10 protein-coding genes are annotated in these 13,837 nt (G+C 66.8%); 1 reads left to right on the top strand and 9 read right to left on the bottom strand.

What is annotated here, in order from left to right; genetic code table 11:
- Positions 1-60 precede the first annotated feature (60 nt).
- From ACZLZY_RS08290 to ACZLZY_RS08270, 5 genes are all read right to left on the bottom strand, one after another.
- Positions 61-2,259 (bottom strand): FAD-dependent oxidoreductase, encoded by a 2,199-nt coding sequence (locus ACZLZY_RS08290; RefSeq protein WP_472933757.1) that lies wholly within the window; start codon positions 2,257-2,259, stop codon positions 61-63.
- A gap of 98 nt (positions 2,260-2,357) precedes the next feature.
- Complete coding sequence (locus ACZLZY_RS08285) at positions 2,358-2,744, bottom strand: cupin domain-containing protein (RefSeq protein ID WP_472933756.1); 387 nt, start codon at positions 2,742-2,744, stop codon at positions 2,358-2,360.
- A complete protein-coding gene (locus ACZLZY_RS08280) occupies positions 2,744-3,952 on the bottom strand; it encodes an acetyl-CoA C-acetyltransferase (protein WP_472933755.1) in 1,209 nt (402 codons plus the stop codon). The genes ACZLZY_RS08285 and ACZLZY_RS08280 overlap by 1 nt, the downstream gene beginning before the upstream one ends.
- A gap of 167 nt (positions 3,953-4,119) precedes the next feature.
- On the bottom strand, positions 4,120-4,353 hold the full coding sequence (locus ACZLZY_RS08275; RefSeq protein WP_472933754.1) for a hypothetical protein: 234 nt from the start codon (positions 4,351-4,353) through the stop codon (positions 4,120-4,122).
- A gap of 34 nt (positions 4,354-4,387) precedes the next feature.
- On the bottom strand, positions 4,388-6,181 hold the full coding sequence (locus ACZLZY_RS08270; protein WP_472933753.1) for an acyl-CoA dehydrogenase C-terminal domain-containing protein: 1,794 nt from the start codon (positions 6,179-6,181) through the stop codon (positions 4,388-4,390).
- Positions 6,182-6,614: 433 nt separating this feature from the next.
- Between ACZLZY_RS08270 and pdeM the strand changes: the two genes are divergently transcribed.
- Positions 6,615-7,331, top strand: a complete 717-nt coding sequence (pdeM, locus tag ACZLZY_RS08265) for a ligase-associated DNA damage response endonuclease PdeM (RefSeq protein WP_472933752.1) — start codon at positions 6,615-6,617, stop codon at positions 7,329-7,331.
- A gap of 4 nt (positions 7,332-7,335) precedes the next feature.
- Here pdeM and ACZLZY_RS08260 read toward each other — a convergent pair whose 3' ends face one another.
- The 4 genes from ACZLZY_RS08260 to ACZLZY_RS08245 form a co-directional block, all read right to left on the bottom strand.
- Positions 7,336-7,797 (bottom strand): DUF3429 domain-containing protein, encoded by a 462-nt coding sequence (locus ACZLZY_RS08260; protein ID WP_472933751.1) that lies wholly within the window; start codon positions 7,795-7,797, stop codon positions 7,336-7,338.
- A gap of 4 nt (positions 7,798-7,801) precedes the next feature.
- Positions 7,802-8,746 carry a TIGR02186 family protein gene (locus tag ACZLZY_RS08255; protein ID WP_472933750.1) on the bottom strand — a complete coding sequence of 315 codons (945 nt, stop codon included), beginning with the start codon at positions 8,744-8,746 and terminating at the stop codon, positions 7,802-7,804.
- Positions 8,746-9,675, bottom strand: a complete 930-nt coding sequence (locus tag ACZLZY_RS08250; RefSeq protein ID WP_472933749.1) for a sulfite exporter TauE/SafE family protein — start codon at positions 9,673-9,675, stop codon at positions 8,746-8,748. Before ACZLZY_RS08250 ends, ACZLZY_RS08255 begins: the two co-directional genes overlap by 1 nt.
- A 128-nt stretch (positions 9,676-9,803) precedes the next feature.
- A complete protein-coding gene (locus tag ACZLZY_RS08245; protein WP_472933748.1) occupies positions 9,804-13,667 on the bottom strand; it encodes a peptidoglycan-binding protein in 3,864 nt (1,287 codons plus the stop codon).
- Positions 13,668-13,837 lie beyond the last annotated feature (170 nt).

The raw sequence follows: 13,837 nt of genomic DNA, 5'->3' as shown, positions 1-13,837 counted from the left end.
AAAAGGGGCGAGCCGGCTGGCTCGCCCCTTTTGATTTGTGGCTGCGGGTTGCGTCTGCGTTCAGGCGGCCTGCGCTTCCGCCGGCGCAAAGCGGCCGTAGAAGCTGTCGCCCTTGTCCGCCATGTCGCGCAGCAGCGGCGTCGGGGCAAAATGCGTGCCGTACTTCGCCGCCAGCCGCTCGCAGATGGCTACGAAGTTCTTCACCCCCATGCCGTCGATGTAGGAGATCATGCCGCCGGTATAGGGCGCAAAGCCGAGGCCGAGGATGGAGCCGACATCGGCCTCGCGTGGATCGGTCACGACGCCTTCCTCCATGGTCCGTGCGGCTTCCAGCGCCATGGTGACGAGGAAGCGCTGCTTCAGTTCGGGGAAGTCGACGTCCTCTGCCTTCTTCTGCGGGTAGAGCGCCTTCAGGCCGGGCCAGAGGCTCTTCTTGGCGGGCTTGGCGGGGTAGTCGTAGAACCCCTTGCCGTTCTTGCGCCCCAGCCGTCCCTCGTCGTCGACGAGCTTGTTGATCAGCGCGAAGTGCGCCGGGTTGACCGCGCCTTCGCCCTCGTCGCGGATCGTCGCCTTCATGATCTTCTGCGCGAGGTCGACGGCCGTCTCGTCGTTCAGGGCGAGCGGGCCGACCGGCATGCCTGCGAACTTCGCTGCGTTCTCGATCATCGTCGCCGGCACGCCCTCGATCAGCATGTCGTAGGCTTCAGAGATGTAGCGCAGGAAGCAGCGGTTGACGAAGAAGCCGCGGGTATCGTTGACGACGATCGGGGTCTTTTTGATCACCCGGACGAAGTCGAGCGCAACCGCCAGAGCGGTATCGCCCGTCTTCTCGCCCATGATCACCTCGGTCAGCATCATCTTGTCGACCGGCGAGAAGAAGTGGATGCCGATGAACCGTTCGGCGTCTGGGAAGGCTTCGGCAAGCGAGGTAATCGGAATGGTCGAGGTGTTGGACGCGAAGATCGCACCCGGCTTCAGCACGGCGGCGATTTTGCGCGTGACGTCGGCCTTCACCTCGCGGTCTTCGAACACCGCCTCGACGACGAGATCGGCCTCGCCAAGCGCGGCATAGTCCGGCGTCGGGGTGATGAGCGCGAGCAGAGCCGCCGCGTCGTCCTTGCTGGCGCGCCCCTGGCCGACCAGCTTCTCGATCAGGCCCTGGCTGTGCGCCTTGCCCCTGTCGGCCGCTTCCTGGTCGCGGTCGACGAGGATGACTTTCAAGCCGGCTTTGGCGGTGACATAGGCGATGCTGGCGCCCATGAAGCCGGCGCCGACCACGCCAATGGTCTTGAGGGTGTGCGGGGCAACGGTCTTCGGCCGCCGGGCGCCCTTGTTCAGCTCCTGCAGCGAGACGAAGAGCGAGCGGATCATCATCGCCGCCTCGGTGGTCTGCAGGACGTTGGTGAACCAGCGCTGCTCGACCTTCAGTGCGAGGTCGATCGGCAGCAGCAGGCCTTCATAGACGCATTTCACGATGGCGCGCGCGCCGGGATAGTTGTCCGAGGTCTCCCTGCGGTAGAGCGAGGAAACGGCGGGCCAGAGCTGCGCCCCTTGCGCCGAGTAGACCATGCCGTTCGGCAGCTTGAAGCCCTTCTGATCCCAGGCCTTCACCGGCGAGAGGCCGGCCTTCAGCATCTCCTTGGCCTTGGCGACGAGGTCGGCTTGCGGCACGACCTCGTCGATCAGCTTCATCGCCTTGGCCTTCGACGCCGAGAGCGTCTCGCCCTTCAGGAGCATCTGCAGAGCCGACTGCGTGTCGGTCATGCGCGGCACGCGCTGGGTGCCGCCGGCCCCTGGAAAGAGTCCGACCTTCACCTCGGGCAGACCCATCTTGGCGGTGGCTGCGGCGACGCGGCCGTGGCAGGCCAGGGCCAGTTCGAAGCCGCCGCCCATGCAGGTGCCGTTGATCGCCGCGACCCACGGCTTTCCCGCGGTCTCGAGCTTGCGGTAGATCCAGGACATGCGGCCCGCACGCTCGAAGAGTTCGGCGATGGCACCGTCGGGATCGGCCGCCTTCTTTTCCTCGAACTGGTCGAACATGCCGCGCAGCATTTTCAAGTCCGCGCCGCCGGTGAAGCTGCCTTCCTTGCCCGACGTGATCACCACGCCCTTGACGGCGGCGTCGCCGGCGAAACGGTCGATCAGCGCGTCGAGCTCGCCCATCACCTCCTCGGTGAAGACGTTCATCGAGCGGTCCGGCATGTCCCAGGTGACGAGGGCGATGCCGTCGGCGTCGGTGTCGATGGTGAAGTTCGTCATGGCGATCTCCTGGCCGTCAGGCGACGGCGGTGTCTGTCGAATGTTTTTGCGATGCGTCGGCCTGCCGGCGGCAGGATGCCGGCATCCGATCTCGGACTTTATGCATCCATCGTCAGGTGCGCCCGCTGCGAGCCGAGACTGCGCGTCCTGTCGCTAACCGTATCGCCGGTATGCTTGGTTTCCGCAGGCTCGAAAAGCAGGATCCAGCATTCCGACGGGGCCAGCGGGTGGTGCTCGATGCCCCGCGGCACGACATGGAAATCGCCCTCCCGCAAGTGGACGTCGGGCCGGTCGCGGTAGCGGATGGTGACCTCACCCTTCCAGACCAGGAAGAGCTCATCTTCTTCCGCGTGCGCATGCCAGACGAGTTCACCCTCGATCTTGGCGACCTTGACGCTCTGACCGTTGAGGTCGGCGATGACCCGCGGCGACCAGTGGTCGGTGACCGCGCCGAACTCTTCGGAGATGGATCCTGTGCCGGCCATCAGATGCGCTCGATGATGGTCGCGGTGCCCATGCCGGCACCGATGCACAGGGTCACGAGCGCGGTCGTCTTGTTCGTGCGCTCCAGCTCGTCGAGCACCGTGCCGAGGATCATCGCGCCGGTCGCGCCCAAGGGGTGGCCCATGGCGATGGCGCCGCCGTTGACGTTCATCCGGGCGTGGTCGATGTCGAAGGCCTGCATATAGCGGAGCACCACGGCGGCGAAGGCCTCGTTCAGTTCGAACAGGTCGATGTCGGCCAGCGTCATGCCGGAGCGCGCAAGCAGCTTGTTGGTGACGTCGACCGGGCCGGTCAGCATCAGCGCGGGATCGGAGCCGATGTTGGCGAAGGAATGGATGCGGGCGCGTGGCTTGGCGCCGAGGATGGCGCCGCCCTCCTTCGAGCCGAGGAGTACGCCGGCGGCGCCATCGACGATGCCCGAGGAATTGCCGGCATGGTGGACATGGTGGATCGCCTCGATCTCCGGATGCGCCTGGATGCCGACGGCGTTATAGCCGCCCATCTCGCCCGGCATGGCGAAGGAGGGGTTCAGCGCACCCAGCGACTGCATGTCGGTGGTGGGGCGCATGTGCTCGTCCTTGGCGAGGATCACGAGACCGTTCTGGTCCTTCACCGGAACGACGGACTTGCCGAAGCGGCCTTCCGACCAGGCGGTCGCCGCCCGCTTCTGGCTCTCGACGGCATAGGCGTCGACATCGTCACGGCTGAAACCGTATTTGGTGGCGATGAGGTCGGCCGAGACGCCCTGCGGCATGAAGTAGGAGGGGATGCCGACGGACGGGTCCATGAACCAGGCGCCGCCCGCCATGCCCATGCCGATGCGCGACATGGACTCGACGCCGCCGGCGATGACGAGGTCGTGCGCGCCCTGGACGATGCCGCCGGCGGCGATGTTCACCGCGTCCAGACCCGAAGCGCAGAAGCGCGAAATCTGCATGCCCGGCGCCTTGACGTCGTAGCCGGCCTCGAAGGCGGACGCGCGCGGGATCACAGCACCAGCCTCGCCGACCGGATCGACGCAGCCATAGACGATGTCGTCGACCTTCGACGTGTCCATGCCGTTGCGGTCGCGCAGCGCCTCCAGCACCTTGGCGCCGAGCCGCACGGCCGGCACCTCGTGCAGCGCCCCGTCCTTCTTGCCGCGGCCGCGGGGGGTGCGGACGTGATCGTAGATGTAAGCTTCGGCCATGTTGGAGCCTCCCTTTTCTTTTGGCTTGATCGACCGTGGCGGATGCCCTCGCGCTGGGCGGCAGTTCCGTTTCCCTGGTCGAGGCGATTTAATTCGGGCAGCGTCTACTCGGTGCTGGGCTGAACCGTCCGGTCGAACTTATCGGACAGCCGGCACCATGCCCGCCATCAGAACCAGGCGATCATGGCGGAGAGAAAACCGACCGCCGCTACCAGCATCGACCCGGTCGAGAGCAGCATGCGGCGTTCGAGGGCCGACAGTTCGAGCCGCAGCGTCTCCCGCGTCACCACTTCCTGCATGACGACGTCGCGCATGACCGCGGCATGCGCCTCGGCCACTTTGCGCTCCACGCCGGCGCGTTCCAGCGTCTGCACGTAGGAAAGTTTGTCGAAACTTACCATCGAGGCACCCCGTCACCGCAGCGGTTCCCAAATTCTAGAACGCCTCCGCGTCCAGCGCCATCATCGTGTCCGCGCCGGACGAAATCCGGGCGAGGTGCGCCGCGGTTTCAGGCATCAGGCGTTCCATGTAGAAGCGGGCGGTGACGAGCTTCTTTTCCATGAACGCAGCATCGCCGTCGCCACTTGCGAGCTTGTCCTGCGCGACCTTCGCCATCCGGCCCCACATGTAGCCGAGCGAAACGAGGCCGAAGAGGTGCATGTAGTCGGTCGAGGCGGCGCCGGCATTGTCGGGCTTCATCATGGCGTTCTGCATCAGCCACATCGTTGCCTGTTGCAGGTCCTTCGATCCCTTGTGGATGCCCTTGGTGAAGGGTGCCATCTTCTCGTCGGCGCGGTGTTCCTCGCAGAAGGCGCCGACCTCGGCGAAGAAGGCCTGGATCGCCCGGCCGCCGTTCAGCGCCAGCTTGCGGCCGACGAGGTCGAGCGCCTGGATGCCGTTGGCGCCCTCGTAAATCTGGGCGATGCGGGCATCGCGGACGAACTGCTCCATGCCCCATTCCTGGATGTAGCCGTGCCCGCCATAGACCTGCTGCGCCATTACGGCGTTGTCGAAGCCCTTGTCGGTGAGGACGCCCTTGATGACCGGGGTCATCAGGCCCATCCAGTCGTCGGCGGCCTGGCGCTCCTTCTCGTCTGCCGCGCGGTGTGACAGGTCACCCTTCAGCGCCGTCCACAGCACCAGCGCCCGGCCGGCCTCGTTGACGGCGCGGATGCTCATCAAGATGCGGCGGATGTCGGGGTGGACGATGATCGGGTCGGCCTGTCTTTCCGGCGCCTTTGCGCCCGAAAGCGAGCGGCCCTGGATGCGGTCCCGGGCATAGACGACGGCGTTCTGGTAGGCGATCTCGGAGATGGCGAGGCCCTGGATGCCGACGCCGAGCCGCGCCTCGTTCATCATCGTGAACATGGCCCGCAGGCCCTTGTCGGCCTCGCCGATGAGATAGCCAGTGGCGCCGTCGTAGTTCATCACGCAGGTCGCGTTGCCGTGGATGCCCATCTTCTCCTCGATGGATCCGCAGGAGACGCCGTTCCGTACCCCGGGCTTGCCGTCGGCATCGAGCACGAACTTCGGCACGATGAACAGCGAGATGCCCTTGGTGCCGGCGGGCGATCCCTCGATGCGCGCGAGAACGAGGTGGATGATGTTCTCCGACAGATCGTGCTCGCCGGCCGAGATGAAGATCTTCTGCCCGGAGAGCGCGTAGCTGCCGTCGCCGTTCGGAACGGCCTTGGTTCGGAGCATGCCGAGATCGGTGCCGCAATGCGGCTCCGTCAGGTTCATCGTGCCGGTCCAGATGCCGTCGATCATGCTGGGCAGGTAGGCGTGCTTCTGCGCGTCCGTGCCGTGGATGGTGATGGCCGCGATAGCGCCGGCGGTGAGGCCGGGATACATCGCGAAGGCCATGTTGGCCGAGGACATGAACTCGTTGACGGCCGCCGACAGGGTGTGCGGCAGTCCCTGGCCGCCGTACTCCGCTTCAGCCGACAGGCCGCCCCAGCCACCTTCCCGGAAGGTGGCATAGGCCTGCTTGAAGCCCGCAGGCGTCGTCACGGAGCCGTCGGCATGCCGGGTGCAGCCCTCGCGGTCGCCGACCTGGTTCAGCGGGTGAAAGACCTCGGAGGCGACGCGTCCGGCCTCGCCGAGAATGGCCTCGACGATATCAGGGGAGGCATCGGCAAAGCCCGGAAGGTTCGAATGGCGATCGATGCCAAGAACGTCGTACAGCACGAAGAGCGTATCGGCGACGGGGGCCTGGTAGACCGGCATGCTTGTCCTCCTCCAAGGCGCAAACTTTGACGTTTACGTCAACGTGCAAGACATACCGTTTCGGGCCGGCGCTTTCAAGGGCGGCTTGGAAATGCAACCAGACAGGGTCTGGCAGGAACGGGCGCAAGCGGGGAGGAGTGCTTCCCGTAGAGTTGCTGTTGGGCGGGGCAAGCGCCGCGGATGCTTGATCCCTCACGTGACCCGGAATGATGAACCCGGCGAGGATCAAAAGACGAAACGACGGGCAGCCCCGCATGCCTGATGCGCGTCTGTGCGCGGTGCGGCTGGAGGGATGACCGACTTGTGCTTTCATCACCCGTGACAGCGCCTGCTGCAGCCTCTATCGACGCTGCAAGCCTTTCGGTCGCACTTGCTTTGAAAAGCAAAGCGGATTCGACTGTGCCGCGACGAATCAACGGATATGCGACAGCGGATGAATGCGATCCTGCGCCGGATGCGGCAAGCGGAGTGCGAGGGCATAGAGACATCGCTGAACGGCGGTGCGCTGGTGTGCGACCCCTCCGGCGTTCTCTTTGCGTCAGCGGAGAGCCTGCTCATCGTGTCAGACCTGCACCTCGAAAAGGGGGCAGCCTTCGCGCGCCGCGGCATGATGCTGCCGCCCTATGACACGGCGGCAACGCTTGAGCTGCTGGGTCTGGCGCTGGAGCGCTACCAGCCGAAACGCGTCGTCTGCCTCGGCGACAGTTTTCACGACCGGCACGGCGCGGCCTTCATGCCCGCTAGGTATCGCGAGGTGCTGGTGAGCCTGATGGCTGGACGTGAATGGATCTGGATCTCGGGAAACCACGATCCCGAGCCGCCGGCCTTTGTCGGTGGCGAGACGCTGGAATGCGTTACCATCGGTCCCTGGACCTTCCGGCACGAGCCGAGCGCCGGCCATGTGCCGGGCGAGATCGCAGGCCATCTCCATCCCGTCGCCCGCGTCGGCGGCGGCGGTCGCAGCGTTCGGGGGGCGTGCTTCGCCTCTGACGGCGAGCGGATGATTATGCCGTCCTTCGGCGTCACCACCGGCGGCCTGAACGTCCTGGACCGGGCGTTTCACGGCCTGTTCCGGGCCGGCTGCGCAAAGGCCTACGTAATCGGCATCCGCAGCATCTATCCCATCGCCTTCTCGAGCCTCTGCCGCTGACGCGTCAGTAGGTCGAGAAGAACGCGACGATCATGCAGAGGACGACGACGGCCGTCAGCACGATCCGCAAGGTGCGGAAGGCGAGCGGCAGCTTGCCGCGCTGGATTGCCGTGACGTCCCATGCGCCTTGCGCCAGGAAGCCGACGGCAAGGGCCGCAAACAACCAAGGCGCGGGCAGGAACAGGCAGATCCAGGCGAACAGCGAGGGCAGGACCGACAGCCCGAGCGTCAGCCGCCCGCGGCTCGCCCGCATCAGCGAGGCGCCCCAGCGGATGCCGCCGAGGAAGGACAGGATCACCGCCCCGTAACCCGACAGCGCCTTGATCAGCATGTCGAAGGCGATGAACGCGGTCCCGGCATAGGCGAGCAGCCCCGTCATCACGATGAACGGGATCAGGCCACCCAGCCCAAGAATCCAGAGCATCCGGCTCTGGGCCGGCGCGGCGTCGTCGGCAGTCAAGGTCATGGCATCAGTCCCGTTTGAAGATCAGCCGGCCGAGCCAGCCGGTCACCATGGCCAGCGCCACGGCAAACACGCCGTAGAGAACGCCGTAACGCTCCGCAAGGTTCGATACCGTCGTCTCAAAACCGGATTTCACCACCCAGAGCTTCTCGTCGCGCTCGCGCAGAAAGACCCCGTTGCGGAACAGGAAGGCGCGCGCCGTGTGCAGGCCGACGGGCAGATCGGCAGGCAGCGCCAAGTCGGCGCGGAAGAGCGTCGGGCTGACGAACTCGACGGCGCCGAAGGATTGCGCGTAGAGGCCGCGGCTGATCCGGATGCGGCGCAGGGCCGTCGCGTACTCGTCGCGGTTGGGCGAGTTGACCAGCGGGTCGCGGCCGATATCGGTGCGCAGGTTGTCGATGCCGATGGACAGTTGCTCCAGCGTCTTCTGCGGGGCGACGTCGTTCAGTTGCCGGGTCGATGCAAGCGTGTAGGAGGCCGGGGCGCTGGAGAAGCTCTCCGAGCCGCGGTTGATCCAGAGGCCAAGCACGCGTTCCTTCTCGCGCACCACCAGCGGCGTCTTCGGGCCCTCCAGCGCGACGACGATGTCGTAGCCGCCCTGTCGCAGCACCCGCCCGTCAGCATTGTCGAGCGCGCCGAAGACCACAAGACGGGCGCCGCTGAAGTTGGAGGCGATGACGATCTGCTCGGTCGAGAGGCCGATCTCGAAGGTCTCGGGAAGGCCTGCCGCTGCTGCCGACTTGCCGGGTTCGGGCAGTGACTGCGGAACAAATTTCGGCGTGGTGCGAATGGTGACCTCGGGCGACGAGGGGCTGCTGACCGGCGGCGCGCCCGGCGCCCGCGCGGCTGGCGGCGGCGGCGTCGACGGGGCCGGCGTCTCAGCATCCGCAAGGGTCGAAGGCAGCAGCAGGACCGCGAGGGTTAAAAGCGCCTTGCCGACCACCGGACGCATCACTTCACCTCGCCGCTCGGCAGGCTGATCGAGTAGATGTCGCCGGGACCGACGATGAGTTCGCCGCCGAGGCGCGCGCAGACGGCAAGGACCAGGATCGCGAGGAGCGCCCGCAGCTGCTCGCCGCGCAGCTTGCGGCCGGCCTGCGCGCCGAACTGCGCGCCGACGACGCCGCCGACCATCAGGAGGAAAGCCAGCACCACGTCGACCGTCGTGTTGGTCGCCGCCTGCAGCACGGTCGAGATGGCCGCCGTGAAGATGATCTGGAACAGCGAGGTGCCGATGACGACGCTCGTCGGCACGCGCAGGAGATAGATCATCGCCGGCACCATGATGAAGCCGCCACCAACGCCCATCACCGCGCCGAGAATGCCGATGGCGAAGCCGAGGCCGAGCACGGGAATGATCGACACGTAGAGCTTGGAGCGCTGGAAGCGCATCTTCAGCGGCAGCTTGTTGACCCAGTTGTTGCGGCCATGCCCCGCCACCTCGCCGGAGCCGCCGGCGCCGACCCGGCGCATGGCGTTAATGCTTTCAACCAGCATCAGCCCGCCGACGGTGCCGAGCATCACGACGTAGAGGATGGACACGACGAGATCGAGCTGGCCGATCCGGCGCAGAAGGGTGAAGATCGCAACGCCGACGACCGAGCCGAGCGCACCGCCGATCAGCAGCATGCTGCCGAGCTTGAGGTCGATCGTGCCGCGCTTGTAGTGCGCGAGCGCCCCCGAGAAGGATGCGGCGATCACCTGGTTGCCGCCGGTGGCGACAGCGACCGCAGGGGGGATGTTGTAGAAGATCAGGAGCGGGGTAATCAGGAAGCCGCCGCCCACCCCGAACATGCCCGACAAAAAGCCGACGGCCGCTCCCATGCCGATAATGACCAGCATGTTCACGGAGATCTCGGCAATCGGCAGGTAAAGGTTCAAGGGCACAGTCTCGGTGCTTTGCCGCAATGCGACAAAGGGGCCAGACCGTCTTGGCCTGACCCCTTCCACATGTCAATTTCCAGCGGGTCTCCGGTGTGCCCCAAGGGTTAACCGGGAGGGCCCGAGCCTTAACCGTTCTTGCGGGCGAGCAGCGCGCGGATCAGCGGCTCGTCGATCTTGCCGGTGGCGTCGAGGCCGGCTTCCTTCTGGAACTTGGAGATCGCGCTGACGGTCTTGCCGCCGAGCACGCCGTCGGGTGTTCCGGCATCGTAGCCGAGCTTGGAAAGGATCGCCTGGATGTTGCGCACGGCGCGCTTCATGTCGACGGAGGCGGTCTTCTCCGCCTTCAGTTCGGTCCATTCCTGCGGCACTTCCACCGTGTTGGCACGCTCGTTGCGCTCCATCGGCGTCCAGGCGACGACCGCGGCGTCAGCCGCCTTGCGCTCGTCCGCCGACAGCGATGCCCCAATCTCGTTCTGCTTGGACTCGGCATCCTTGTCGCCGGCCGCGGCCACGATGGCGAACCACTTGTAGGACTGGACGAGGCTCTGCTCGACGCCCGAGCCGCGGGCGTAGAGGATGCCGAGGTTGTACTGGCTGTCACGCATGCCGTAGTCGGCGGCCTTCTCGAACCAGGTGGCCGCGGTTTCGGGATCCGACTTGCCCTCGATGCCGGTGGCGTAGAGGACGGCGAGGTTGTGCATGGCGCGAATGTTGCCTTGCTTGGCAGCGAGGAGATACCAGTCGCGGGCGGCGCCGGTGTCGCGGGTGACGCCGTTGCCCTTCTCGAACAGCGTGCCGAGGCTGTACTGCGCCGGCGCAAAGCCGTTGCGGGCACCTTGCGCGAACCAGTTCAGCGCGGCGGGCGCGTCCGGCTCGGCACCGCGGCCTTCGAGCAGCCGCAGCCCGATCTCGAACTGCGCCATCGGATCGGCCTTCCCGGCAGCTTCGATCAGCGCGGGCGCGGTAATGCTTGCCGGCAAGGCAGGGGCGGCGCCGCTCGCCGAGGCCGGCAGCTTGGCCACCGCCGAGGCGAGGATGATCTGGGGATCGCTGTTGCCGGTCATTTCGGTCTTGGCGGATGCAAGCACCGTTGCTCCTGTGTCTGCCGCTCCCTCTGGGGCCACGGTGGCGGCAGCGGGATAGCTGACCGTCGCCGCGCTGCGGGCGGAAGGGGAAGCGGAGCCGCGGGCGCTGACGGTCGGTGCCAGCGGTCCAGCTATCGCCTGAGGCGGTGCCGCGACCGACGCGGTTTCGATCGTGTCGGAAGCAGCCACGGTCGGGACGCTAACCGAAGAGGGTGTCTCGACGATGGCGGTCTGCATCGACGTCGGCGTCGGCGCGGCATTGCTTTCGACGCGGACGCCTTCGCCCGATCCATAATTGTCCATCAGCGTCTTTCCGACAGGCAGCGCTGCCAGCGCGGCCAGCACCGCGACGACACCGGTGAGGATGGTCTTGCGGCGGCGGGCAATGCGCTGCACCAGCGAGAGCTTGCCGCTGGCAGCGCCGATGCCGCCTGCCGGCGACCGCAGCAACTCGGCCTCGGCGACCGCGGCCTGCGCCGCGCGCCGGGCGGCGGCACGGGTCTCGGCCTCGCCCGTCGGCTCGTTGGTGCCTTCGAGCTTGCTGCGCTGCTGCAGGCGCACGCGCTCCAAGAGGGCGCCGATGTCGGGGGCGCCCGAGCCCGGCTCCAGCGGCCGGTTGACCTCGCTCCGGTCGATCATGTCGGACGCGTCGATCGATGGCGCGGAAACCTGTTCCAGCGAACGGTCGTCGGTGGTACCGGCCGAAAGGCCGACCGTGCGCTCGGCGATGATCGTCTCGGAAGCTTCCTGGGGACGCGTCCGCATCGGCTGCATCGGGGGGCTGCGCAAGCCGGCGGGCTCGCGGCTCTCGGCCGCAAGGTCGAGACTTGCCGCCGCCTTGTGCGCTGCGACGCGGTCATGCCGGGCGTCCTCGAGGTCGTCTTCGCTTTCGGCCTTGCCGCTGATGTCGGTCTCGATCTGCTCCAGCCGGTCGACGATCTTCAGGAGCGTGGCGTGGACCGCCTCGAACACCTTGTTGGAGCGGTCGTCGGTCTCGCGCGACAGGGCTTCGAGCGACCGCAGGTTCTCCGACAGCCGGGCGACGTGCTCACCCTGGCGGCGGTCGCCGGCGGCCTGCATGCGCAAGGCGGTCTCGTCGGCGGCCTCGCGGGCGGCGATGATCAGAGCCTCGCGGTTTTCCTCCATCCGCTGCTCGACGGCGGCAAGCCGGCGATCGAACTCGATCTCGAACTCGTCCGACAGGCCAGCCGAGTTGCCGAGATGCTCCGACAGGCGGACGATCTGGGCCTCGAGCGAGCGCATCATCTCGTTGTCGGCGCGCGGCTGCACCGCATCTTCGAGGCGCAGCGCGAGGGCCGAGAGGCGCTGCTCGATGGCCTCGGTGTCGATCCGCGGCTGCTCCATCTCGGTGAAGGCGATCTCCAGCCGGTCGGCAAGATCCGTCATCCGCTGCGCCAACGCATCGGCGGCAGGGTTGATGGCGAGTTCCTCGACGCGGTCGGACAGCTCGGCGATGCGCAGCGACAGGACCTCGGCATCGCCCTCGTCGGCAATCCGGTCGACCCGCGAGGTCAGCGTCGCGATGCGGGCCTCGATCCGCTCGATCGGGGCCATGTCCAGCATGGGCGCTGGCTGCAGCGAGGTCGCAACGATCGCCCGCGAGATCTCGTCGAGCCTCTCCTCCAGTGACACGAAGTTCTCGAGGTCGGCTTCGTTGCTGCGGCGGGCCAGCGCGTCGACGCCGACGGTCAGGGAGTGGATCCGCTCCTCCAGAGGCCCGATGCCAAGGCTCTGGGGCAGACGGGCAAGGACGGTCTCGATGTCGGCCATGCGGTCGGCGAGGCGTTGGATGCTGAGCTCGACATCCTTGGAGTCAAGATGCTTCTCGATCGCGCCCCAGCGGTCGGGATCGCCGTAGACGGCGGCGGCATCGCTCATGCCCTCGAGCTTCTCGCGAAGGCCCTCGAGTTCATCGCGCAGGTGCTGCGAGATCGCCGGATCCTGCGGTGCCGAAAGGGTCGCGCCGAGGTAGCGGTCCTCGAACTCGTCCCAGCGCTTCTCGACGGCGCGGACCTGATCCTCGCTGGCAAGCGAGCGCAGCGACTCGCGCAGCCGCTCGAGTTCGTTCTTCAGATCGCTGCGGGACTCGGTCTCGCGCTCGGCCTGCACCGAGAAGCGGTTCTCGAAGGCGTCCCAGCGCCGGCCGACGGCGGCCAGCGTGCGCTCCTTGGCGAGCTCGCCGAAAAGGCCGCGCAATTCCTCGAGCTCGGCGCGCAACGTGTTCAGCGTCGAGCGGTCGGCGCCTTCCTCGGTCATGCGGGCGAGCGACTCGGAAATCTCGCTCATGCCGCCGTCGATCGCTTCCGGGCTCTGCCGGGTCTCGATCATCTGGCGCAGCGCGTCGAAGGCCTCGCGCATCGCATCGAAGCGCGGGTCGCTGCGCGGCGTGGCCTCGGCCTTCATCTCCTGGCGAAGGCGCTGCAGTTCCTCGGCGACCTCGGCCATCAGCGAATAATTGCTGCCTTCGCGGCGCAGTGCCTCGACATCACCGGCAAGCGCCTCGAAGCGCTGGCCGATGCCGGCACCGGTTGCCGGTGCTGCGACGCTGGCCTGGGCGCGCTGCTCAGGCTGGCGCACAGGCGCTGCCAGATGCGGCGCCTGGTCCAGCATCTGCCGGCGCATGACGATCTCGGAAACGGCGTCCGCCAGCGTCGAGCGGCGCTTCTCGCCGGCGGCGGGCGCAGGCGCAGGCTGGCCGGCCGGAGCGGCATCGACCGTCGGCGCGAAGGACGGCGCGACCGAGCCGGTCTCCGTTCTCGTCTTGGCAGGGGTGATCTTGGCGAGCCGGATCTCGAGCGCTTCGAGGGTCCGGCTGAGCGATGCCAGGGGCGAATGGTCGTCGTCTCTCTGTGGCAGTTTCAAAGGTGTATTCGACTTGACCATCGTCAGATCCCTTGAGGCTCTCGAGCCCGTTGACTCTCGCCACAGACATTTTTTTGCATCGATACCCGCCGAAACCAGAAATCTTCGAACAGGGTAAACAGTCGGTTAATGACCATTACATTCTGCGGGTTTAGGACGCGAGGAAGGAGCGAAGCTGGATTGCCGTAGAC

The sequence above is a fragment of the Mesocryomonas lacus genome (assembly GCF_055730135.2).
Note: the sequence above shows the minus strand (reverse complement) of the source record. Positions and strands in the feature narration are given on the sequence as shown.